The 20,769-nt window shown below is 66.2% G+C and carries 24 protein-coding genes; 8 read left to right on the plus strand and 16 right to left on the minus strand.

Going from position 1 to position 20,769, the window contains the following annotated elements:
• Positions 1–120 precede the first annotated feature (120 nt).
• The 8 genes from RT582_RS05510 to RT582_RS05545 form a co-directional block, all read right to left on the minus strand.
• Complete coding sequence (locus RT582_RS05510; protein ID WP_312173004.1) at positions 121–1,542, minus strand: ATP-binding protein; 1,422 nt, start codon at positions 1,540–1,542, stop codon at positions 121–123.
• Entirely contained in the window at positions 1,536–2,195 is a 660-nt protein-coding gene (locus RT582_RS05515; RefSeq protein WP_014821503.1) for a response regulator, read from the minus strand. Before RT582_RS05515 ends, RT582_RS05510 begins: the two co-directional genes overlap by 7 nt.
• Positions 2,196–2,257: 62 nt before the next feature.
• Positions 2,258–2,908, minus strand: a complete 651-nt coding sequence (locus tag RT582_RS05520; protein ID WP_313476917.1) for a tetratricopeptide repeat protein — start codon at positions 2,906–2,908, stop codon at positions 2,258–2,260.
• Positions 2,905–3,741: an SDR family oxidoreductase gene (locus tag RT582_RS05525; RefSeq protein ID WP_313476918.1), complete on the minus strand. Its 837-nt coding sequence runs from the start codon at positions 3,739–3,741 to the stop codon at positions 2,905–2,907. The genes RT582_RS05520 and RT582_RS05525 overlap by 4 nt, the downstream gene beginning before the upstream one ends.
• Complete coding sequence (locus tag RT582_RS05530; protein WP_313476920.1) at positions 3,728–4,399, minus strand: TenA family transcriptional regulator; 672 nt, start codon at positions 4,397–4,399, stop codon at positions 3,728–3,730. The genes RT582_RS05525 and RT582_RS05530 overlap by 14 nt, the downstream gene beginning before the upstream one ends.
• A gap of 15 nt (positions 4,400–4,414) precedes the next feature.
• The gene (locus RT582_RS05535) at positions 4,415–5,860 is read right to left on the minus strand and encodes an AMP-binding protein (protein ID WP_313476922.1); all 1,446 of its coding nucleotides are present in this window, start codon (positions 5,858–5,860) and stop codon (positions 4,415–4,417) included.
• Positions 5,844–6,533, minus strand: coding sequence for a thermostable hemolysin (locus RT582_RS05540; RefSeq protein WP_014821498.1), 690 nt, complete (start codon positions 6,531–6,533; stop codon positions 5,844–5,846). Before RT582_RS05540 ends, RT582_RS05535 begins: the two co-directional genes overlap by 17 nt.
• Before the next feature lie 138 nt (positions 6,534–6,671).
• Positions 6,672–7,067, minus strand: a complete 396-nt coding sequence (locus RT582_RS05545; RefSeq protein ID WP_014821497.1) for a YkvA family protein — start codon at positions 7,065–7,067, stop codon at positions 6,672–6,674.
• 57 nt (positions 7,068–7,124) lie between these two features.
• On the opposite strand from RT582_RS05545, the gene RT582_RS05550 reads away from it, so the two are divergent.
• Both RT582_RS05550 and RT582_RS05555 read left to right on the plus strand, forming a co-directional pair.
• Positions 7,125–8,078, plus strand: a complete 954-nt coding sequence (locus tag RT582_RS05550) for an SdiA-regulated domain-containing protein (protein WP_014821496.1) — start codon at positions 7,125–7,127, stop codon at positions 8,076–8,078.
• A gap of 91 nt (positions 8,079–8,169) precedes the next feature.
• Positions 8,170–8,634 (plus strand): hypothetical protein, encoded by a 465-nt coding sequence (locus tag RT582_RS05555; RefSeq protein WP_312966278.1) that lies wholly within the window; start codon positions 8,170–8,172, stop codon positions 8,632–8,634.
• A 67-nt stretch (positions 8,635–8,701) separates the two neighbouring features.
• Here the strand turns inward: RT582_RS05555 and RT582_RS05560 are convergent, their stop codons facing one another.
• Entirely contained in the window at positions 8,702–9,442 is a 741-nt protein-coding gene (locus tag RT582_RS05560; protein ID WP_014821494.1) for a phosphatase PAP2 family protein, read from the minus strand.
• A 37-nt stretch (positions 9,443–9,479) separates the two neighbouring features.
• Positions 9,480–11,438 (minus strand): LTA synthase family protein, encoded by a 1,959-nt coding sequence (locus RT582_RS05565; RefSeq protein WP_014821493.1) that lies wholly within the window; start codon positions 11,436–11,438, stop codon positions 9,480–9,482.
• Between the two features lie 108 nt (positions 11,439–11,546).
• On the opposite strand from RT582_RS05565, the gene RT582_RS05570 reads away from it, so the two are divergent.
• The 6 genes from RT582_RS05570 to RT582_RS05595 all read left to right on the plus strand — a co-directional run bounded on the left by RT582_RS05570 (position 11,547) and on the right by RT582_RS05595 (position 17,554).
• A complete protein-coding gene (locus RT582_RS05570) occupies positions 11,547–12,230 on the plus strand; it encodes a response regulator transcription factor (RefSeq protein WP_014821492.1) in 684 nt (227 codons plus the stop codon).
• Entirely contained in the window at positions 12,220–13,494 is a 1,275-nt protein-coding gene (locus RT582_RS05575) for a sensor histidine kinase (RefSeq protein WP_014821491.1), read from the plus strand. The genes RT582_RS05570 and RT582_RS05575 overlap by 11 nt, the downstream gene beginning before the upstream one ends.
• A gap of 81 nt (positions 13,495–13,575) precedes the next feature.
• Positions 13,576–14,253, plus strand: a complete 678-nt coding sequence (locus RT582_RS05580) for a class I SAM-dependent methyltransferase (RefSeq protein WP_014821490.1) — start codon at positions 13,576–13,578, stop codon at positions 14,251–14,253.
• 2 nt (positions 14,254–14,255) lie between these two features.
• Entirely contained in the window at positions 14,256–14,975 is a 720-nt protein-coding gene (locus RT582_RS05585; protein ID WP_041754586.1) for a lipopolysaccharide kinase InaA family protein, read from the plus strand.
• Positions 14,965–15,393, plus strand: coding sequence for a diacylglycerol kinase (locus tag RT582_RS05590; RefSeq protein WP_014821488.1), 429 nt, complete (start codon positions 14,965–14,967; stop codon positions 15,391–15,393). Before RT582_RS05585 ends, RT582_RS05590 begins: the two co-directional genes overlap by 11 nt.
• Before the next feature lie 10 nt (positions 15,394–15,403).
• Complete coding sequence (locus tag RT582_RS05595; protein ID WP_014821487.1) at positions 15,404–17,554, plus strand: LTA synthase family protein; 2,151 nt, start codon at positions 15,404–15,406, stop codon at positions 17,552–17,554.
• A 13-nt stretch (positions 17,555–17,567) separates the two neighbouring features.
• Here the strand turns inward: RT582_RS05595 and RT582_RS05600 are convergent, their stop codons facing one another.
• The 6 genes from RT582_RS05600 to RT582_RS05625 form a co-directional block, all read right to left on the minus strand.
• Complete coding sequence (locus tag RT582_RS05600; protein WP_014821486.1) at positions 17,568–18,050, minus strand: hypothetical protein; 483 nt, start codon at positions 18,048–18,050, stop codon at positions 17,568–17,570.
• Positions 18,051–18,142: 92 nt separating this feature from the next.
• Positions 18,143–18,607 carry a periplasmic heavy metal sensor gene (locus tag RT582_RS05605; RefSeq protein WP_014821485.1) on the minus strand — a complete coding sequence of 155 codons (465 nt, stop codon included), beginning with the start codon at positions 18,605–18,607 and terminating at the stop codon, positions 18,143–18,145.
• A complete protein-coding gene (locus RT582_RS05610) occupies positions 18,604–19,035 on the minus strand; it encodes an anti-sigma factor family protein (protein ID WP_014821484.1) in 432 nt (143 codons plus the stop codon). Before RT582_RS05610 ends, RT582_RS05605 begins: the two co-directional genes overlap by 4 nt.
• Positions 19,028–19,588 carry an RNA polymerase sigma factor gene (locus tag RT582_RS05615; RefSeq protein WP_014821483.1) on the minus strand — a complete coding sequence of 187 codons (561 nt, stop codon included), beginning with the start codon at positions 19,586–19,588 and terminating at the stop codon, positions 19,028–19,030. The genes RT582_RS05610 and RT582_RS05615 overlap by 8 nt, the downstream gene beginning before the upstream one ends.
• A gap of 151 nt (positions 19,589–19,739) precedes the next feature.
• The gene (locus RT582_RS05620; protein WP_014821482.1) at positions 19,740–20,264 is read right to left on the minus strand and encodes a diheme cytochrome c; all 525 of its coding nucleotides are present in this window, start codon (positions 20,262–20,264) and stop codon (positions 19,740–19,742) included.
• 10 nt (positions 20,265–20,274) lie between these two features.
• On the minus strand, positions 20,275–20,682 hold the full coding sequence (locus RT582_RS05625; RefSeq protein ID WP_014821481.1) for a DUF1924 domain-containing protein: 408 nt from the start codon (positions 20,680–20,682) through the stop codon (positions 20,275–20,277).
• Positions 20,683–20,769 lie beyond the last annotated feature (87 nt).

A 20,769-nucleotide genomic window follows, 5' to 3' on the forward strand; every position in this document is an offset into this window, starting at 1 on the left:
CACACACTCCGAGTAGGGGAATGTCGGCAGTCTAGGGCGCCAGCCTTAAGCGAACCTTAGCGAATGCCCGTTGCGCCTGCGGGCGGGCGGTCGCGGCAGCTCGCCGCGGGTCGGTCTGGGCTAGTGGTGTGGCTGGCGGGGCAGGTGCACGGCGACCTGCAGCCCGCCGAGCGGTGAGTCCGCCAGTTCGATGGTCGCGCCGTGCAGTTCGGCGATGCGCGCGACGATGGCCAGGCCGAGCCCCGCGCCCTGGCCGTCGCCCTGGCGGTAGAAGCGCTCGAACAGTTTGTCGCGCTGCGCTGCCGGCACGCCCGGACCGCTGTCATCCACGCGCAGGCTGACGCCGTTTTCCATGGTCTGGAGGCTGACCTGAATCTGCCCGCCATCGGGCGTGTACTGCAGGGCATTGCCGACCAGATTCTGCAGCAGCGTGGCGAGCGCGGCGGCATCGCCGGGAAGCCTGTGATCGGCCACGTCGTCAGCTTCCAGCGTCAGTTCCTGATCGCGCGCCAGGGCCAGGGGCGTCAGCTCGGCGAGGCATTCGCGGCACAGCGGCAGCAGGTCCAGCTGCTGTGGATGCCGCGGCTGTGCATTGGGTTCCAGGCGAGCGAGCGTGAGCAGCTGGGTGACCACGCGGGTGGTGCGATCGACGCCGGTCAGCAGTTGCTGCAGCGCGGCTTCACGGTCCTCCGGCTGCTGGGCCTGTTGCGCGTTCTGCGCATGGATGCGCAGTACGGCCAGGGGCGTGCGCAGCTCATGGGCGGCGTCGGCGATGAAGCGTTTTTCCCGCTCGACCAGCTGATTGACCTGCTGCAGCAGGCGATTCAGCGAGGCGGCCACCGGCTCCAACTCCTGCGGCAGCGGCGCCAACAGCAGCGGCGCGAGGTTGTCCGGATCGCGACTCTTCAACAGCTGTGCCATGTGCGCCAGCGGGCGCAGGCCCCAGCCCACCGCCAGCCAGATCAGCAGTGCCAGCAGCGGCAGACCGATGAGGTCGGGCAGCAGGCTGCGCCGGGCGATCTTGCCGACCAGCTCGCCGCGCACGTCGCCGCGCTCGCTGAGCAGAATCCACAGATCGTCCTCGCGGTCGTGCAGCAGGAACAGCCGCCAGGCATGGCCGTCGAGCTGCACGTCGTGATAGCCGCCGCTCAGATGGCTGAAGGGTGAGGCGGAGTCGGCGCCGGCCAGCCGCTGCAAGGCGCCGTGCGGTGCGCCGGCTGACTGCAACAGGCTGCTGCCATCCGTGGCGTAGACCTGAAAGCCCAGCTTGGTTTCGTAGTCGTGCCCCGGCACGCCCTGATCGCGCCGCGCATTCACCGCGGCGTCCAGCGCCTGCTGCAGCGCATTGCGGGCCTGCGGATTCATGTCGCGCATCACCAGCCCCTGCACCAGTCGAGCACTGTGCGCCAGCTGGGCGTCGAACAGTTCCTCGATCTCGTGGCGGGCGTCGCGATAACTGCGCCAGGAGATCAGGCTCAGCGACAGCAGCAGGATGCCGAGCACCAGCACCAGGGTGCGGTTGCGGATAGAGCGCCTCAGCATTTGTCCACCAGATAGCCGACCCCACGCACGGTGCGGATCAGTTCGGGGAAGAATTTCTTGCGCAGGTGATGGATATGCACCTCCAGCGCGTTGCTCTCGACTTCCTCGTCCCAGCCGTAGAGCACCTGCTGCAGCCGATCGCGGGTCAGCACGCGGCCGGGCTGGGCGATCAGCTCGTGCAGCAGGACGAACTCCTTGCGCGGCAGGTTGATCGGGGTGCCCTGGTAGCTGACCTGCTGATTGACCGGGTCGAGCAGGATGCCGCGGTACTCCAGTACCGGCTCAGGGCGATTGAAGCTGCGTCGGAGCAGAGCGCGCAGGCGGGCCTTGAGTTCGGCGACGTCGAAGGGCTTGACCAGGTAGTCGTCGGCGCCGGCATCCAGCCCGGCGATGCGGTCGCTGGTGGCATCGCGCGCGGTGAGTACCAGCACCGGGATCGGGTTGGCGCTGGCGCGCAGGCGCTTGAGCACTTCCAGCCCGTCCATCCGCGGCAGGCCGAGGTCGAGAATGGCCAGCTCGAAGCTCTCGTGGCTCAGCGCATGCAGCGCGCTGGCGCCGTCCTGCAGCCAGTCCACCGTGTAGCCCTCGGGCTTGAGTGCGGTGCGGATGCCCTCGCCGAGGGCGCGATCGTCTTCCACCAGCAGAATGCGCATATCGTTCCTGTCGTCCTGAAGGGTTCGCGGCATTGCTGTGCATTCAACGCCGCCGCACCCGGTTATTCCAGCTTTTCCTTGACCTGCGCGAGCAGCGCGCGGGCTTCGTCGCGGCGACCGGCATCGGCGACTTCACGACCCGCGCGGTCGGGCGCGGCGAGTGCCTTTTCCAGCGCCGCGCGCGCTTCCCCGTAGCGTTTCTGACGCAGCAGGAAATCACCGTGGAAGTAGTTCGGGTCGATGCCGTTCGGGTTCAGCGCTAGCGCCTGCTGGAACAGCGCCTCGGCCTTGTCCTCGTCACCGAAACCGATCGGCCAGCCGGGCACCTGGTAGTAGAGGCTGGCCAGACTGGTATAGGCCGAGCCGTCGAGTGCCTGCGCGTCGAGCTCGATGGCTTTTTCCAGTTCGGCCTTGGCCTGCTTGACCAGGCCCAGCGCGCCGAGCCCGCCCTTGGCGCCGGCCCAGGTGCTGAGCACGATGCCGTGCCAGATATGCAGCTCGGCGGCCTGCGGTTCGCCGACCACCGCGCTTTCGGCCTCCGAGGCGAGCCGGGCGAAGGCCGCTTCGCGCTGCGCCGCCGGCAGCTGGTAGTTGATTTCCGCCCAGCGCGCCTGGATCTGGCGCAGCGACGATTCGCCGGCCGGGCTGAGGGCGAAGGAGGGCTGGCTGGCCAGGGCCAGCATCAGGGCGCAGAGGGCGAGCAGACGCATCATGGGTGTTCTCCGGTTGAGTTGGGCTGGGGGGTGGGTGGCTGCGGCTGTTCGGCGCCGGCGAAGCGCTTGATCACCGGCAACTGCTTGCGCAGGGCCTGGTCGACCAGCCGCGGCAGCAGCCCGTTGAGACGCACGAAGAGTTTTTCCGGCCAGCCGAGGTAAAGCTCTTCGCGCTCGGTGGCGATGGCAAGGACGATCTGTCGGGCGACTTCTTGCGGATCGTCCATCTCCACCTTCAGCGCGTCGTTCATCGCCACCACGTCGGCACTGTTCATCGCCGTGCGAGTGGCGCGTGGCGCGATGTAGAGCACCTTGACGTGACTGTCGGCCAGCTCGCGGCGCAGCGCCTCGGAAAAACCGCGCAGGGCGAACTTGCTCGCGCAATAAGCGGCAAAACCCGGGTAGCCGATGGAGCCGAAGGTTGAACCGAGATTGACCAGCAGCGCCTGCGGTTGCTGGCGCAGCAGCGGCAGCAGCAGGTGGGTCAGCTGCAGCGTGGCGGTGACGTTGACGCCGATCAGGCGGGCGATGGCATCCTCGTCCTGCTGTTCGAGCAGGCTGAACTGGTTGATCCCGGCGGCGTTGATCACGCAGTTGAGGCCGCCGAAACGCCGCGCGGCATCGAGCACCGTATGCCGGCCGCTGCGCTGGGTGAGGTCGGCGCAGACTAGGCTGACCTGCCCCGGATAGCGGCGCGTCAGCGCTTCCAGGGCAAGACTGTCGCGTCCCACCAGCAACAGCCGTGCGCCGTTCGCGCAGAGCCGCTCGACCAGCACCTGGCCGATGCCGCCGCTGGCGCCGGTCAGCAGGATTCGCGCGTCACGCAGTTGCATGGTCGTACTCCGGCGCGCTCAGGCTGCGGAAGATGTCGCCGTAGAGGCGGTAGACGACGCGAGCGGTGTGCACCACGGCGGCCTTGTCGTCCTCGTCGTCGAGGCGGTTCATCAGCTTCTTGAAGAACTCGATGTGCTCCATGTCCAGGCTGCCGTGGGAGGTCAGGTAGCTGAATGCCTTGGCCGGCAGCTCGAGCTTGTCCTGCAGCACGCCGGCGGCCTGGGTCGCCAGGGCGATGCTGGTGCCTTCCAGCACGTTGACCATGCCGAAGAAACTCGCCGGATTGTGCCGCGCGATGCGGTCGTAGACGTAGGCGACCATCAGTTCGGTGGGCAGTGCGGGCTGGCCGTGGCGCACCGCTTCTGCATCGCCACCGCAGGCGCGGATGTCGTTGAGGATCCATTCCTGATGGCCGATCTCTTCCTCGATGTATTCGGCGATCGCCTCGCGCAGCCACTCCAGGCGCTCCGGCAGGCGTGCGCCGCAGGCCATCAACAGCGGCACGGTGTGCTTGACGTGGTGGTAGGCCTGAGTCAGGAAGGCGATGTACTGCGCGCGGGTCGCGGTGCCGGCGAGCGCGGCGTGGATGATCGGTGCGCGGAGCAGGTATTCGCGCTCGGCGTTGGTCTGGTGTTGCAACTGGTCGAAGAAATCCATGATGAACCTCGAAAGTCAGGACGGAAGGGCGTTGATCGCCGATTGGTAATGGTTGAAGAGGGCGTTGCGACGCAGCCGGCCGTTGGCGGTGACCAGACCGTTGCTGGCGGTGAAGGGCTCGGCGGCGCGCAGCCAGTGGTGCACGCGGGCGTAGTCCGGCAAGCCGGCGTTGACCCGCTCGACCGCCGCCTGCAGCTCGGCATCGCTCAGCTCGGGGCGGCGAGGTACGAGCACGGCGACGTTCTGCGCCAGTGCTTCGCCATGCAGCCAGGCCTGGGCGATGGAGGCCTGCTGCACCAGCTCCGCCTCGACCCATTCCGGGTTGACGTTGCGTCCGTACGCGGTGACGAACTGGTGCTTCTTGCGCCCGTGCAGGACCAGGAAACCGTCCTCGAAATGGCCGAGATCGCCAGTCGCCAACCACTCGCCAGCGAGCGCCGGCTCACCGAGATAGCCGAGCATGTGCGGGCCGCGCACCAGTACCTCGCCATCGTCGGCCAAGCGCAGCTCGACGTGTGGCAGCGGCCGGCCGACCGTGCCGATGCGCCGCGCCTCGGGTGTGTTCAGGCAGACCACCGAGGCGCATTCGGACAAGCCGTAGCCCTCGAACACCGGCAGCCCGAGGCGTTCGGCGCGCTCCAGCAGTTGCGGCGCGACGCGACCGCCACCCACCGCGATAAAGCGCAGCGATGCGGGTAATGGCACGCCTTGCTCAGCGGCGCTGACCAGCGCCAGCAGCAGCTGAGGCAACAGGATCAGGCTGTGCGGCTGGCTGGTCTGCAGCGTGGCCAGCAAACGTTGCAGCTCGAAGCCCGCCGCACCGCTGAAGCCGATCTCCGCCAGCGGGCGCAGCTCGACTCGCGCACCGGCCAGCAGCGGCGCATAGAGCCCGGCGATGTTCTCCAGCAGCGTCGCCAGCGGCAGCACGCAGAGATGCTGGCGCACATCACACGGCAGGCTGGCCCGCCGCAGGCTCTCGGCCACCGCCAGCTGCGCCTCGGCATCCAGGCAGACGCCCTTGGGCTGGCCGGTGGTGCCGGAGGTATAGGTGATCTTCAGCGTGCCGGCCGGTACCGGCGTGACGGCATCCGGCTGGCGCTGCAGCAGGCCAGTGGCGGTCTGCTGGAAGCCGCAGCGCTCGCTGAGCGGGCTGGCGGTGCCGATCAGACAGTCGGTGCCGGCGTGCTGCAGCACGTGCTCCTGCTGCGCCGCGGAAAAGAATGCCGGCAGCGGCACGCAGACCAGCCCGGCGCGCAGCAGGGCCAGGTCCCACAGCGCCCACTCCAGACCGTTATCCAGCGCCAAGGCGACGCGCTGCACGCCGAGCCTTTGCAGATGGCTGGCGCGCGCGGCCACCTCATGGCGCAGTTCGGCGTAGCTCAGTTGGCGCGGCCCTTCGCTCAGCGCGATGCCGGCGTGCTGGTCGAGTGTCGTCCAGAAGCGTTCAGCTGCAGGCTGCATGGGGCGCCTCCGTGGTGTCGAACAGCGGCTGATAGCCGAGCCGCGCATAAAGGCCAAGCTGCAGCAGGCGCTGGTGGCCGGGCAGGATCTCGCCGGCCATCAGCTGCGGCCGGCAGGCGTAGTAGCTGCCCCAGTCGGCCAGCTCCTCGCCCATGCGCGCCGGATCGGCCAGACCCAGCGGCAGCGGGTCGAGCGCCAGGCGCTGGAAGCTGTTAAGCAGTGCCGGCGTGCCGGTGAACACCACCCAGCGAAAGCCCTGGGCGACCAGCAGATCGGTCAGCGCGACGATCAGCAGGCGCGCCGAGGCATTGCCAAAGGCGGCGAGGTTGCCGACCTCGACGATCTCCTCGCGCGGCACCGTGCGCCCGCAGCGCTGGCTCACGGCCTGCTCGATGGGCTCGTCCAGATAGCGCTCGAGAAACAGCGGCCGGCGCCGGGCGCTACGCAGGCCGACCGCGCCCTGCACCTCGCCATTGTCGCCATGCAGGCCGAGCAGGCAGGGCATGAAATGACGCACCTGCGCCTGATAGTGCTCGGCGAAGCGTTGGCGGATGAAGTGTTCCAGCGCTGTGCGCCGCTCGCCTGCATCGGCCTGCGCCAGTTGCAGGCAGAGCGAAGGCTCGCGGCCAATGCGTGCCAGTACATCGGTGTGATCGACCCAGGGCAGTTCCATCGGGGAACCTCGGTTAGAAGCCTGGGCCGGATTGTTGGGTCGCAAACTTAAGGCAGCCTTAAGCCGGTTGCCGTGGTGCAACGATCCGTGCCGACGACGATTTTTTCACATGTGCCTGGCTATGCTCGGCCGCGTCGATCACGCCTCGCTCAGCCAGTAGGCCAGGGCGCTGGCGGCTAACACCCAGATGAGCACGACTGCTGCAGCGCCCGCCCGGCTGTTCGGGCGTGGCGTGTTTTCCCAGTCAAGTGCCTGAGCGCGGCACTCGCTGAGGATGGCGGGAGGCATCAGGCGTATGGCCAGCCAGATGCCCAGGGGCAACAGCAGCAGATCGTCGAGGTAGCCGAGCACTGGGATGAAGTCCGGAATCAGGTCGATCGGGCTCAGGGCATAGGCGACCACACAGACCAGTAACCCCCGCAACCACCAGGGCGTATCCGGGTGGCGAGCACAGCACCAGAGCGTCATGACGTCACGTTTGAGCTGGCGTGCCCAGCGCTGCAGGCGCGACGTGAGGCGAGACAGGCTGAACATTCGATTGCTCCTTTGTGCAGAACAGGCGGCAGCGCTAGCGATGAGGAAAGAACCGAGATGATGCAAGCAGGCTCTTACACCCGACAACGCCTGGGTGCGATGGTCCGCCGTCGCTACCGCTGGGTCGGCCTGACGGCTCTATTGTTCGCATTCGGTGCCACGGCAATAGCGCTGCACTGGAACGAGCGCTGGTACTTCAACCTGACCCGGCAGATGAACGTCACTCAACATGATCTGGCGAACCGCTGGTTGCCTGGCTATGAGGTATCCATCGATGGCAAGCCGGTAGAGGGCATCAGCCGGAACCTCTCGGCGGTCAGTTATGACGCGGATCTGGATCGCCTGCTAGCGGTGGTGAACGGCGGGCCGACTGAGTTGGTGGCGCTGAGCAAGAGCGGCGAGCTGCTCGAGCGCTATCCGCTGCAGGGTTTCGGCGACATTGAAGGTGTGACCTACATGGGGCACGGTCGCGTGGCCGTATCCGATGAGCGAGCGCAACAGATCAGCATCTTCCGCTTGCCGACGCAGCCACGACCCATTGATGCGTCCGAGGCGCAGTTCTTTTCGCTCGGGATCAACCTAAACGGCAACAAGGGCTTCGAAGGGCTGACGTACGACGCAGCGGGCGACCGGCTGTTTATCGTCAAGGAACGCGACCCTCGGCAGCTGTACGAGGTCGGTGGAGTCGCTGCCAGCCTCGAGGGGCCGCTGCAGCTGACCATTCGCGACCGCAGCGACTGGATCGCGGACCAGGTGTTCGCCACCGATCTGTCAGACATTCACTTCGATGCCGTTACCGGTCACCTGATCCTGCTCAGCGACGAGTCGCGCTTGCTCATGGAACTCAGCGACAGCGGGCGCATGCTCAGCTATCGCAGCCTCAATCGCTGGTTCGGTGGTCTGCGGCATTCTGCGCCGCATCCCGAGGGCGTCACCCTTGATAGCGATGGCACGCTGTTCGTCGTCAGCGAGCCCAATCTGTTCTACAGCTTCCGTCGTACTGGGGGCTAACGCCGGACAGCGCTTTCACACTTCGTTCACGCCCGTTTGACGAAACCCTGACAGCACGCAGATCAGACTTCGAAGCGTGCCGTGGTGGCCCTTGGCGCTTGCCGAGGGCTTCGTTTTCTCATGCCCGAGTGATCTCATGTCTTCTCGCCATTTGCGTCCACAACGCGCCAGTAATCGGCGTAACAGTTCTTCACCTCATCGTCGGGCACTGCTAACCATGATGCTCGCCGGACTCTCCCTGACCGGTTGCCAGAGCGCATCGGAGCTGCTGGTCGCCGACGAATACCCGCCCGAATATGCCGATGGCTTCCGTGCCGGGTGCGGAAGCGGCCGCCAGGCTGCCGGCGCGCTGGCACAGTTTCGCAAGGACGTTCCGCGCTACATGGGCCAGCCGTTGTACGCCGAGGGTTGGAATGACGGCTATCGCCAATGCCAGGCGATGCAAATTGACACCGGTGGGCTGACCGGCTGGCGCAGCAATGCGCTGGAACGTGATCGCGACCGGGCATGGCGCCACCAAGTGGATCAGGCCAAGGCAGAAGCTTTTCACCGCTGAGCGCATTCGTGGTCCATGGAAGGCGCACGAAACCAAGCCGGTGCGCCTCAAGGCCAGCCGCGGGTGACTAGCCCGCGGGTTCGGCCGCGAGCAGCGGCCGCTCGACCGGTGTCGCTCGATACAGCACCAGCCGGTAACAGGCCAGGCAGATCGTCCAGTCGAACAGCAGCGTCCACAGGTTGTGCGAGAAGAAATGCGCGCCCTGCATCACCCGCCCAATCGACAGCACCGTTCCCAACCCCAGCGCCGTCGCCAGGGCGATCCGGGCGGCACGCGGGCTGCGGTCGCGCAGCATGAAAAACAACGCCAGCAGCGAAAAGCCTGCCGAGGCGTGGCCGCCGGGCCAGCAGCGCCCCGGCTTGAGCGTCGGCGCGCGCTCGCTGAGCAGTGGTGTGAAGGTTTCAGCGCCGCCGAATTCCACCAGGCTCCAAGGGCAATGCACGCCTGTGAGCGCCTTGAGCGGTGTGACGATGCTGGTCGACAGGCCCAACGCCAGCACCAGATAGCCCAGCGACCGGCGCCACGGGGCCAGCCGCGTCGGCAGCAGACTGAGCAGGAAACCAACGATGGCGAGTACGCCGAGCGCGATGACCGCTTGCTTGATCCGGTCATGCAGGACGTCTTCGAGCAGCCAGCTGTGGCGCCCGACGAAACCGACGCCGGGCTGATAGAACAGGTGCGACAGGGCAAAGTCGAGGTTGCTCGGCTCGCCCACCAGCAGCGCTACCATCAACAATCCCGGCAAGCCGAAGCCAGGGGTGAAGTTGAACGGGCGGCTCGCGGCAGGCGTGTTCGGCGCGACGGACATCTTTACTCCAGAGGCGCCGCGAAGGGCGCCGACAGGTTCAGCGCTGGCTGAGTTGGGTGGCGGTGGTTTGCGGGCGTTTCCAACCGAGCAGGGCGTGGCCGTAGTCGTAACTGGCGCCCTGGTAGTAGGCGATGTCGCGGCGGACCAGGGGGTCGTCCGGCGTGGCAGAGGACTCGTTGCTCGCCTGCAGCGCGTCGTCGTGCCGACGGACGCCGCGGCGTGGGCTGAGGATGGCCAGATCCTTGCCGTCGAACAGGCCAAGGTGCTGGTAGTTGCCGATCAACGCCCGTCCGGGTTTGACGTCGTCCCGCAGCAGGTTGCGGCCGAAGAAAGTCGACACATAGTCCAAATTCAGCAGCCCGAGCAGCGTCGGCGCGATGTCGATCTGACTGGCAACGGTGTTTATTTCGCGAGGCTCGACCAGTTCCGGCCCATAAATGAACAGAGGAATGTGGTAGTTGGCGACCGGCAAATCCTGCGAGCCCGCGCTGCCAGCCGTGTGGTCGGCGACGATGACGAACAGCGTATTGGCGAACCAGGGCTTGCTCTGGGCGTTGCGCAGGAACTCGCCGATGGTCGCGTCGGTGTATTTCACCGCGCCTTCACGGCCCTCGCCGGACGGGATGTCGATGCGTCCGTCCGGGTAGGTGTAGGGGCGGTGGTTGGAGGTGGTCATCATCTGCAGGAGGAAGGGCTTGCCGACCGCGTAATCGGCATCCGCCTCGCGAAGCGCCAGCTGATAAAGATCCTCGTCGGCCATGCCCCACGCATTCTTGAAGTGGATGTCGGCTTCGTCCGCGCTGCTCTGGTCCACCACGCGGTAGCCGTTGCCGCTGAAGAAGGCGCTCATGTTGTCGAAGTAACCGCGCCCGCCGTACAGGAACACGCTGTCGTAACCTTGCGCGCGCAGCTGCTGACCGAGGCTGGCAAAGCCGCTTTCACGGCCGATGCGCTTGACGATGGAGCGACCGGGCGTGGGCGGCACCGACAGGGTGATGGCTTCAAGGCCGCGGTCGGTGCGGGTGCCGGTGGCGTAGAACTTGTTGAAGAACAGGCTCTGTTGGCGCAGCCGGTCGAGGTTGGGCGTCAGCCCGCGCGTGTCGCCAAAGCTGCCGAGGTATTTTGCGCTGAGGCTTTCAACGGTGATCAGCACCACGTTGAGCTTGCGCAGCTGGCCGGGGTTGTCGATCACGCGGCGGATGTCCAACGGGTCCTGACCGATGAAGCGGGCGTTGGGCTCGCTCACCTCAGCGCGCAAGCTTGCGGCAACGTCGACCTCGGGCAACGTCGAGTAGAACTGCTGGTAATCCAGCTCATTGTTGCGAAACGCGGCGAAGAACTGGAACGGGCCGTTGCTCGCCAGCTCGCGCTGATACGGATTACCGCCAGTGCCGCGCGGAAAGTCCTGACCCACGAGCAATCCCGCGCCCAGGGCCGTCGCCAGCAGTCCGGCGAATGCCGTCGCGCGTCCGCGCCAGGGTAGGCTCGGTGACTCCAGTGCGCGACTAAGTGGGCGCTGCAACGCGGCAGTGGCGATCAATGCCACCAGCCCGATCAAAGCGAGCAACGCGTAGACCGGGTACGACTCGAGGATGTTGTTCACCACCTCATCGGAGTAGACCAGATAGTCCACCGCGATGAAGTTGAAGCGCACACCGAACTCGTCCCAGAACAGCCATTCGGCCACGGCGGTGAACAGCATGGCGTACAGGCTCAGGCCCATCAGCACCGTCAGCCAACGGCGGTGCCAGCGGCTGGCCCAGACCCGTTTTGGGCACAGCAGCAGATAAATCCCAAGGGGAAGCGCGGCAAATGCCAGGTAAGTGAGGTCGTAGACCATACCGAGGCCATAGACGCGCAATAGTCCGATGGGGCCGCTGGCGGCTTCCTGCCAGTGGGCAAAAAGCAGGGCGCTACGGGTGATCAGGAAGATGCCCAGCCAGAGGCCGAGCAGCAGGGACAGATAACGAAGTTGAGCATGGCGCAGGAGTGTCATCGTATGATCCACAGGCAAGATTGAACGCGCCGAAGTCTGCGCACCCGCCTGTGAGCCCTTCGTAAAGAGGGCGTGAAAATTCCGTCATTTGCCTGCTAGCGAACCGATATGCGCATTCTGGTCATCGAAGACAACCGCGACATCCTGGCTAACGTCCTGGACTACCTGGAGCTCAAAGGCTATGTGGTCGATTGCGCTCAGGACGGACTAAGCGGCCTGCATCTGGCTGCCACCGAGCACTACGACCTGATCGTGCTGGACATCATGTTGCCTGGCATCGATGGGCTGCAGGTCTGCAAACGGCTGCGGGACGATGCCGGGCGGGACACCCCGATCATCATGCTAACGGCCCGTGATGCGCTTAATGATCGGCTGCAAGGGCTGGGTGCCGGCGCCGACGACTACCTGATCAAGCCGTTCGCGCTGTCGGAGCTGGTCGCCCGTATCGAGGCGATCCTGCGGCGCAGCCAGGGCTCGCGCAAACACAAACTGCATGTCGGTGATCTGCACTATGACCTCGATACCCTCCAGGCAACCCGCGCCGGGCAGCCGCTGCGATTGAATCCCATCGGCCACAAACTGCTGGCGATCCTCATGCAGAAAAGCCCGGCGGTGGTGCGGCGCGAGCAGTTGGAGGAAGCGCTCTGGGGCAATGATGTTCCCGACAGCGACAGCCTGCGCAGCCATATTCACCAGCTACGCCAGGTACTCGACAAGCCGTTCGCGGCACCACTGCTGCACACCGTGCATGGCGTCGGTTTCCGTCTCGCGGAGCCTGAGCATGCTGGCTAAGCAACCCTTCGCGCGACGCATCGTCATCGCCTTCACGCTGATGACGCTGGTGGTCAGCGGGACCTTTTCCCTCGGAATCGTCGCGGTCGTGCATTTCATCGAGGAGCATCTGGTGACCCAGGAGCTGGGGCACGAATTGGACAGTGTGCTCAATGACGTCCTGGTGCACGGGGACGCACCACGGCTCGACGCGGTCACCCGATTCTTCGCCTCGAACCTGCCTGGCTACGCCATTCCCGAGGCGTTCAGGGGACTCGCCGATGGGTTCACCGAGCTGGTCCGTAACGAGGATGCCTACTACGTCTATCAACGCGAAATCGACGGCGCCAAGTATCTGCTGGTCGAGGAACAGCATGAATTCGAGGCGCGCGAGAACGCATTGTTCATGGTGGTGCTGGCCGGATTCGTGCTGAGCATCCTTGGTGCCTGGGGGCTTGGCTGGTTGATGGCGAGGAAAGTCATGGCCCCGCTGTCACGCCTGGCGCAGCAGGTTCGTCATCGCGATCAGCTGCATCCGCTGGCGCCACCACTGGCGTTGCAATATCCGGACGACGAGGTCGGCCATGTGGCGGCGGCGTTCGACAGTACCCTTGGCCAACTGCGCCAGAGCCTGGAGCGCGAGCGGCTGTTCACCAGCGATGTCAGCCATGAGCTGCGCACCCCTCTGATGGTCATCCTCGGCGCCTGCGAACTGCTCGATCAGACCGAGCTACCGGAAAAGTCGCGTACCCAGGCCCAGCGCATCGAGCGCGCCGCGCAGGAAATGCACGAGCTGGTGCAGACGTTCCTGATGCTGGCGCGGACCCGGCCGGAGCAGACCGCCTTTGCCGGCACCGCCAGCCTGCGCAGCGTGGCGCAGGAGCAGAGCGAGCGCTGGGCGCCGCTGTTTCTTGAAAAGGGGCTGACGTTCAATGTGGTCAGCGAAGGCGAGGACAGCGGCGAATACAACCTCACGCTGCTTGGCTCGGTGATGTCCAATCTGCTGCGCAATGCCCTGCATTACACCGACAGCGGCTCGGTGCGGCTGATTCTCGAAAACGCCGGCTTTCGCGTCGAAGACACTGGCATGGGCATTCCGCTGGAGCAGCAGGAACGCATGTTCCAGCCCTTCGTGCGCGGCGCCGACAGCCGGGGGGAGGGCCTGGGGTTAGGGCTGTCGCTGGTCAAGCGTATCTGCACACATCAGGGGTGGTCAGTGGGTGTAGCCCCTTGCGAGCCCAAGGGCAGCTGCTTCCAGGTGCGTCTGAAAAGCGATGGCGTTTGACGTTTTTTTCACATCCATTTGACAGAGCCTTGATGCGCGTCTCGATAGCGTGGTGTTTCGTTACCTATCGGAATGCCCGCCATGACCACATCGAGCCCCATCGAACTGGAGTTCTCGCGCAAATACGATCGCCAGCACGCCTACGAATACCTGCACAAGCATCAGGATGGCCTGGCCCGGCGGCTGTCGCACTGGCGTGACGAGCAGATGGCGCGCCGCGCACTGAAGATCGCCGGCGATCCTGATCTGGTGCTGGACCTGCCGTGCGGCGCCGGGCGCTTCTGGCCGCTGCTGGCCGAGCACCCAAGCCGGATGATCTTTGCCGCCGACAACTCGGCCGACATGCTGGCGATCGCCGAAGCCTCGCAGTCGCGGGAAATCCTCTATCGGGTCGAGAGCTTCCAGACCTCCGCCTTCGCCATCGACATGGGTGACAACGCGGTAGACAACATCTTCTGCATGCGCCTACTGCACCACATCGCCGACCCGGCGCACCGGCTGGCGATGCTGCGTGAGTTCCACCGCGTCACCCGTGACACGCTGATCGTCTCGCTGTGGGTCGATGGCAACTACAAGGCCTGGAAGCGCAAGCGCCTGGAGCGTCGCCGGCCGGCGAAGGACAACCAGAACCGCTTCGTCGTCGCGCGCTCGGTGATCGAGGCGGAGTTCGCCGAGGCCGGCTTCGACATCCTCGACCGTAATGACTTCCTCCCGGGCTACGCCATGTGGCGGGTCTATGTGCTGCGCAAGCGGGGTTGAGCATGAGCCGACCACTCGTATTGCCGGCCCGAGAAGCGCGTACCAGCACCTTCCAGCGCTGGTGGAACATCCGGGGTGAATGGGTCGAGGAGCCCAATCAGCGGCGCGCCGGCGAAAGCGGCGTGCAACGGATACGGATGCGCGATCCGCAACAACCGCTGCTGTACTGCAAACGGCAGATCGGCCACCTGTATCGCTCATTGCTGCATCCTTTTGGCAGGCCCACGGTCCTGCGCGAACTGCAGGCGCTGCAGGCCTTCGGCTGGCTAAGCGTGCGGGTGCCGGAACTGATCTACTGCGGCACGCGACAACAGGCCGGGCAGTGGCAGGCGCTGCTGGTGACGGCGGAGCTGGAAGGGTTTGTCAGCCTGGAGGACTGGTATCAACAGGAGCTGGGCGAGCGCTTCGGTCCGGCGGTACAGGAGCGCATGCTGACAGCGGTCGGAATTAGCCTCGGTCGCATCCACCAGGCGCGCTGGCAGCACGGCTGCTGCTATCCCAAGCACATCTTCATCAAGGTTCACGGCGAAGGTGACGCGGCCAGCGTCGAGGTCGCCCTGCTCGATCTGGAAAAGAGCCGCCGCCGGCTACGTCGTAGCGCCGCGGCACGGCATGACCTGCGCCAGCTCAAGCGTCATCGCCAGGCCATGCCGGAACAGGACTGGCAACGATTGCTGGCCGCCCACCGCACCTTCAGCGAGTTGCGCTGCGATGTCATCTGAGCCGACCAGCGTGGTTGCCGATGGTGCGGCTGGCGTTGACGTGCCGGCGGACGGCGCGGCCCTGAAAGGGCGCAGCGGTCTGACGCGGCTCTGGTATGCCGCCGGCTACTCCGCCGCCGGCCTCAAGGCCGCCTATCGGGGCGAGGCGGCGTTTCGCCAGTTGGTGCTGCTGAACCTGCTGCTGATTCCGCTGGCCTTCCTGCTCGACGTCAGCCGCGTCGAGCGCGCCGTGCTGATTGCCGTGGTGTTTCTCGGCCTGATCGTCGAATTGCTCAACTCGGCCATCGAGGCGACGGTCGACCGCATCTCTTTCGAACTGCATCCGCTCGCCAAACAGGCCAAGGACATGGGCAGCGCCGCGCAATTGCTGGCGCTGTGCCTGATCGGTCTGGTCTGGGCGGTGATTCTCATCCCCTGAAGGACGTACCATGCTTTCCTCTTTGCGACGCCCTGCTCGAGAGCGCCCGGCGTCCGGCTTCAATGGCCTGGCCGCGCACCTGCGCTTCACGTTCGCCAGTGCGCTGGCCCTGCTGGCGCTGTTCGCGCTGTTGCGGCTGGGCTTGCTGCTGTTCAACCGCGAGCTGATCGGCAGTACACCGCTGGCCAGCTTCGTCGAGGCGTTCGGCAACGGCCTGCGCTTCGACCTGCGGCTGACGGTGTACATCCTGCTGCCACTGCTGCTCGGCGTGCTGAGCATGCGCATGATGGCCGCCCGGGGCCTGCTGCGGCTGTGGTTGAGTGTGTGTGCCAGCCTGACGATCCTGCTCGGGCTGATCGAGCTGAACTTCTATCGCGAGTTTCACCAGCGCCTCAATAGCCTGGTGTTCCAGTACCTGCAGGAAGACCCGGCCACCGTGCTGAGCATGCTCTGGCACGGCTTCCCAGTGCTGCGGCTGCTGGCCGCCTGGCTCGCGACGAGCGCTGCGCTGTTCGCGCTGTTCGGCTGGCTGGAGCGTCGTACCCGCGCCGCGCCGGTGAGCCTGGCGAGCGCGCAGGCCCGACGCGGCGCGAGCTGGTCGGCGCGGTTCGCGGTGTTCGGCGTGTTGCTGGTGGTCAGTGTGGTGGCCGCGCGCGGCACGCTGCGTCAGGGCCCGCCGCTACGCTGGGGCGATGCCTTCACCACCGCCTCGACCTTCGCCAACCACCTCGGTCAGAACGCCACGCTGTCGCTCTACGATGCAGCGCGCAACCGCTTCTCCAGCCATCGCGACAACAGCTGGAAGGCGACACTGCCGGTGGCGGATGCGCAGGCGATCACCCGCGAGCTGCTGCTGACCGCCAACGACCGGCTGGTGGATGCCGAACTGGCGCCGGTGCGCCGTGACTTCCAGCCGCCAGTGGACGGCCAGCTGGCGGTGCGCAACGTGGTGGTGATCCTTATGGAGAGCTTCGCCGGTCGCTATGTCGGCGCGCTCGGCAGCGCCGACGGCATCACGCCGAACTTCGACCGTCTGGCCGGCGAGGGGCTGTTGTTCGAGCGCTTCTTCGCCAACGGCACCCACACCCACCAGGGCATGTTCGCCAGCATGGCCTGCTTTCCCAACCTGCCAGGCTTCGAGTACCTGATGCAGACGCCCGAAGGCGGCCATCGCTTCTCCGGCCTGCCGCAGCTGCTCGGTGCGCGGGCGTTCGACGACGTTTACGTCTACAACGGCGATTTCGCCTGGGACAACCAGGCGGGGTTCTTCGGCAACCAGGGCATGAAGCGCTTCGTCGGCCGCAACGATTACGTGAATCCGGTGGTTTCCGACCCGACCTGGGGCGTTTCCGACCAGGACATGTTCACCCGCGCCGCCGAGGAGCTGGGCAAGTTGGATAACGGCGCGCCGTTCTATGCGCTGCTGCAGACGCTGTCCAACCACACGCCGTATGCGCTACCCGAGCAGTTGCCGGTCGCTGCTGTCGAGGGGTATGGCGCGCTGGACCAGCATCTGACGGCGATGCGTTATTCGGACTGGGCGCTGGGGCAGTTCTTCGACAAGGTGCGTAACCAGCCCTGGTTCAAGCAGACCTTGTTCGTGGTGGTCGGCGATCACGGTTTCGGTGCGCCGGAGGAAGTCACCGAGATGGACCTGCTGCGCTTCCACGTGCCGCTGCTGCTGATCGCCCCGGGCGTCACCGAGCGTTTCGGCAGCCGCCGTGATGTAGTGGGTACCCAGGTCGACGTGGTGCCGACCATCATGGGCCGCCTCGGTGGTGAGGTGCGTCATCAATGCTGGGGTCGCGACCTGCTCAGCCTGGCGGCGGACGATCCGGGGTTCGGCATCGTCAAGCCGTCGGGCAGCGACCAGACCGTGGCGCTGATCCGCGGTGATCGGGTGCTGGTGCAGCCCAAGGAGCAGCCGGCGCGACTGTATCGCTATCGCCTGGGCCGTGAGCCGGCTGGCGAGAGGATCGCCGCGGTCGAGGATCAGCCGCAGCTGCTGCGCCAGCTGCACGCCTACCTGCAGACCGCCACCGCCAGCCTGCTGGCCAATACCAGCGGAGATCGCAGCGGCGAGGGCGAGTCGGACGCGGTGCCCGCCGACGTGCCGCTCGCGGTGAAAGCGGCTACGCCGGCGCGGCCGGACAAGGGCTGAGCGGGGCGGCCGATCAGTGTTCCAGCGGCTTGAAGCTGTCGTCGGCGAAGTAGGTGGCGTAGTCGCCCAGCGCGCCGACCACGGTCACCGCGCCGTCGCGCTGGTCGGCCGGGGCGCCGCTCATGGCGTCGGCGCCGGCGAGCAGCTGAGCGATGATCAGGTGCAGCTGTGCGTCGGCCTCGGCGCTCAGCTTGCAGTTCTCCACCATGTAGGCGACCTGGCCGCGCACCGTCTCGGCCAGTTCGCCGTAGCGGGCGGTGGGCAGCCGATCCTCGTGGATCGCCGGTAGCGCCTGGCGCATGTCGTCGTTGATGGTGCCGATCGCCTGGCGCAGCGGCGCATCGGTGGCCCAGCGCTTGCCGGCATCGAGTTGCAGCGCCGTCGCGCCGTCGCCGTTGCCGTGGTCATGGCTGGTGGCGGCGAGGCTGGTGCTGGCGTGGCCGAGGGTGCCGGCGAGGATGATGGCGAGGGCGAGAGCCTGGGGTTTGCGGATCATCGATAGAACTCCGTTGAGCGAGCCGGCGAAGTGCGGTTCCTGATGTTCTAACGCAGGCGCGACGGATTTGTTCCATCGCGTCGTGCAATCCGTCATTTGCGGTGCAGTTGCTCGATGCTGTCGGCGCCGAGCGACTGCTGCGTGAGCACCTGGGCGAGCCGCGCGCGCTGCTGCGGTTCGAGGATTTCGCGCTCCTGCAGCAGCTGGTCGATGAGCAGGCGCTGCTGTTCATTCTGCAGTTCGGCGATCTTCGCCTGCTCGGCGTCGATCACCGTGCGGTCCACCTGTTCGGCGAAGATCGCCTCGATCAGCCGGTTGCGGTGTTCGCCGAGGCTGGCGTTGGAGGCGCGCAGGTAGGCCAGGAACGGCGCCTCGGTATCGTGCCAGCGCTGCAGCTGGCTGGCGCTCAGTTGCAGCTCGCGCGACAGCTCGGTCGGTGCGCCGGAGGGCATCGGCAGGCCGTCGTGACTGAGTTTCTGCCAGCCGAGGCCGGCGAGCACGCCGACGTTGACCAGCACGGACAGGACCAGGGCGTTGCGCAGGGTGGTGTTGCTCATTTCAGGTTTACCTTCAGGTAGCAGAATTCGGGGCGCGCGCAGAGCGCGCCGGGTGGGGCGCTGCCGAGGACGGCGAGCAGGTCGTGGCTGGGTGAGCTGCCCGGCGGCTGGCCGGGCAGGGCATAGCCGAGCAGCAGGCCGAGCAGGACTGACGCCGCGGCGCCGATACCCTGCGCCCAGTGCCGGGCCCACCAGCAGCTGCGCGCGGGCGGCGGCGCGAAGGGCCGCTGCAGGCGCGCCTGCAACCCGGCCGGCAATTCCGGGCAGACCAGCGCACGCAAGCCCTGGCCGAGCCCGTCGAGTTCGGCCAGGGTGGCGCGACACTGCGGACAAACCGCCAGGTGGGCGTCGGCGTGGCGCTGTTTGGCGGCGTCGAGTTCGTTGTCGAGATAGGCGGACAGGCTCGCCATGTCCAGATGCTCAGTCATCGAGGGTGCCTCCGTTGGCCTGGCGATAGCCGTGCAGCAGCGCCTCGCGGGCGCGTGCCAGGCGCGACTTGACGGTGCCGGCATTGAGCTGCAGCGTGGCGGCCAGTTCGTTGTAGGCCAGCCCTTCTACCTCACGCAGCAGCAAGATCTCGCGCTGTTCGTGGGGCAGACGGGCCAGCAGCCGTTCCAGCAACGCCAAGTCGCGCCCGGTCTGCAGCCGGCTCAGCGGCGACGGCGCCGGATCGACCGGCTCGGCCAGTTTCTCCGGCGCCACGTCGACGTAGCGCTGCCGCTGGCGCAGCGTATCCAGCGCGGCATTGCGCGCGATCTGCAGCAACCAGGTCTGCAAGCGTGCCTCCGGACGCCATCTGGGCAGCGCCTGGAAGGCGCGGATGAACGTTTCCTGAGTCAGGTCCGCGGCCTCGTCGGCGCTGCCGAGCAGGCGACGGAGGAAGTGGAAGACCCGCGCCTGATGGACGCGCACCAGCGTGCCGAACGCCTGGCGATCACCACGCGCGGCCTGCTGGATGAGGTCCTGTTCGCTGTCGTTCATTAAACGCTCGTCTGGGCTGACCGCAGAGGGCACCGCTAAAACCTGCCGGCGTTGTCAGCGCCTCGGCTTTTACCGGTGCCCATGTGCTGCCGACCGGGTTGCCGCAGGGATATAACGCAACGGTTGGCGAAATGTTCCGGCTATTTTTGCCTCAGCGCGGAATCTTCACCCGGTCCTCGTCGAAGTCGCCTTTTTCCGCGTCGCGATGGCAGGCCACACAGTTGAAGCGGCCGCCGACCGACTCGCGGGCGAACTTGGCTTCGCTGACCTCGTCGTGCTTGTGCTCGAACCAGCGGGTCTGGCTGATGCGTGGCGGCTCGCCGGCGGTCGGTGACGGCTCCACCGGCAGGCGGTTGGCGGCCGAGGCGCGAACCAGGAAGTCGAGGATTTCCTTTTCCTGCACCGGGTCCAGCGACGCGTTGCTGCCGTAGTGATCGCCCAGGGTGCGCATCTGCTCGCGCCAGGCATCTGCAGGCATCAGGCCGGGAGAATAGAGCATGTGGCAGGCCGCGCATTCTTCCTTCCACACCAGCGGTGCGTCGCTCGGTACCGACAGGCGCTTGGGCCGCTTGTAGCCCTTGCGCTCGTGATGGTCGTCGTCATCGGCGAAGCTGAGGCCGGCCAATACCAGGGTCAGGCCCAGCCCGGCGACGGCAGCGAGGGGTGCAATCTTCATGGCGGGCTCCTTACTTGATGCTGTCGATCCAGCTGATGAAGTCACCCTTTTCCTGCGCGGTGCATTCACGGGCGTAGACGTCGTCGCAGTTGCGGCGGAACCATTTCTCGACCTTCTTCAGGTCGGTGAAGCGCTCGGGGTTGGCTGCCGGCGCCAGCGGATCGACCTTGCGGTGCGCCGGCGTCTTGCCGGGCTGACGCGGGTCGGCGGTGTGGCAGGTGGTGCAGCTCATGGTCTTGCCGTTGCGCTGCTCCTCGGCGAAGTACAGTGTCTTGCCGCGCTCGGCGGAGAAACTGGTGAAGTTCGGATTCTCCTGACGCGCCTGTGCGGCGTAGCCGGCCAGCAGTGGGTGTTCGGTTTTGGCCAGGGCCGGCAGGCTCAGGCAGCAGGACAGGAGGATGATCCAGCGGGCTTTCATGGTGCGCTCTCCGGTTGGGAATGAGCGCAGCCTAGGCGCGCTACCTTACGCCAAGCTGAAGCGCAGCGGTCGGTGCCGTTCAGTTTC

Origin of the sequence: Stutzerimonas kunmingensis, from assembly GCF_032106285.1 — a bacterium.
GTDB classification, from domain to species: domain Bacteria; phylum Pseudomonadota; class Gammaproteobacteria; order Pseudomonadales; family Pseudomonadaceae; genus Stutzerimonas; species Stutzerimonas kunmingensis_B.

Coding starts and splice junctions, on each gene's coding strand:
- RT582_RS05590 (WP_014821488.1), top strand. CDS start 14,965: ATGTCATCTGAGCCGACCAGCGTGGTTGCCGATGGTGCGGCTGGCGTT.
- RT582_RS05510 (WP_312173004.1), bottom strand. CDS start 1,542: ATGCTGAGGCGCTCTATCCGCAACCGCACCCTGGTGCTGGTGCTCGGC.
- RT582_RS05545 (WP_014821497.1), bottom strand. CDS start 7,067: ATGTTCAGCCTGTCTCGCCTCACGTCGCGCCTGCAGCGCTGGGCACGC.
- RT582_RS05615 (WP_014821483.1), bottom strand. CDS start 19,588: ATGAACGACAGCGAACAGGACCTCATCCAGCAGGCCGCGCGTGGTGAT.
- RT582_RS05585 (WP_041754586.1), top strand. CDS start 14,256: ATGAGCCGACCACTCGTATTGCCGGCCCGAGAAGCGCGTACCAGCACC.
- RT582_RS05515 (WP_014821503.1), bottom strand. CDS start 2,195: ATGCGCATTCTGCTGGTGGAAGACGATCGCGCCCTCGGCGAGGGCATC.
- RT582_RS05620 (WP_014821482.1), bottom strand. CDS start 20,264: ATGAAGATTGCACCCCTCGCTGCCGTCGCCGGGCTGGGCCTGACCCTG.
- RT582_RS05580 (WP_014821490.1), top strand. CDS start 13,576: ATGACCACATCGAGCCCCATCGAACTGGAGTTCTCGCGCAAATACGAT.
- RT582_RS05605 (WP_014821485.1), bottom strand. CDS start 18,607: ATGAGCAACACCACCCTGCGCAACGCCCTGGTCCTGTCCGTGCTGGTC.
- RT582_RS05625 (WP_014821481.1), bottom strand. CDS start 20,682: ATGAAAGCCCGCTGGATCATCCTCCTGTCCTGCTGCCTGAGCCTGCCG.
- RT582_RS05595 (WP_014821487.1), top strand. CDS start 15,404: ATGCTTTCCTCTTTGCGACGCCCTGCTCGAGAGCGCCCGGCGTCCGGC.
- RT582_RS05520 (WP_313476917.1), bottom strand. CDS start 2,908: ATGATGCGTCTGCTCGCCCTCTGCGCCCTGATGCTGGCCCTGGCCAGC.
- RT582_RS05535 (WP_313476922.1), bottom strand. CDS start 5,860: ATGCAGCCTGCAGCTGAACGCTTCTGGACGACACTCGACCAGCACGCC.
- RT582_RS05525 (WP_313476918.1), bottom strand. CDS start 3,741: ATGCAACTGCGTGACGCGCGAATCCTGCTGACCGGCGCCAGCGGCGGC.
- RT582_RS05570 (WP_014821492.1), top strand. CDS start 11,547: ATGCGCATTCTGGTCATCGAAGACAACCGCGACATCCTGGCTAACGTC.
- RT582_RS05610 (WP_014821484.1), bottom strand. CDS start 19,035: ATGACTGAGCATCTGGACATGGCGAGCCTGTCCGCCTATCTCGACAAC.
- RT582_RS05530 (WP_313476920.1), bottom strand. CDS start 4,399: ATGGATTTCTTCGACCAGTTGCAACACCAGACCAACGCCGAGCGCGAA.
- RT582_RS05575 (WP_014821491.1), top strand. CDS start 12,220: ATGCTGGCTAAGCAACCCTTCGCGCGACGCATCGTCATCGCCTTCACG.
- RT582_RS05540 (WP_014821498.1), bottom strand. CDS start 6,533: ATGGAACTGCCCTGGGTCGATCACACCGATGTACTGGCACGCATTGGC.
- RT582_RS05565 (WP_014821493.1), bottom strand. CDS start 11,438: ATGACACTCCTGCGCCATGCTCAACTTCGTTATCTGTCCCTGCTGCTC.
- RT582_RS05600 (WP_014821486.1), bottom strand. CDS start 18,050: ATGATCCGCAAACCCCAGGCTCTCGCCCTCGCCATCATCCTCGCCGGC.
- RT582_RS05550 (WP_014821496.1), top strand. CDS start 7,125: ATGATGCAAGCAGGCTCTTACACCCGACAACGCCTGGGTGCGATGGTC.
- RT582_RS05560 (WP_014821494.1), bottom strand. CDS start 9,442: ATGTCCGTCGCGCCGAACACGCCTGCCGCGAGCCGCCCGTTCAACTTC.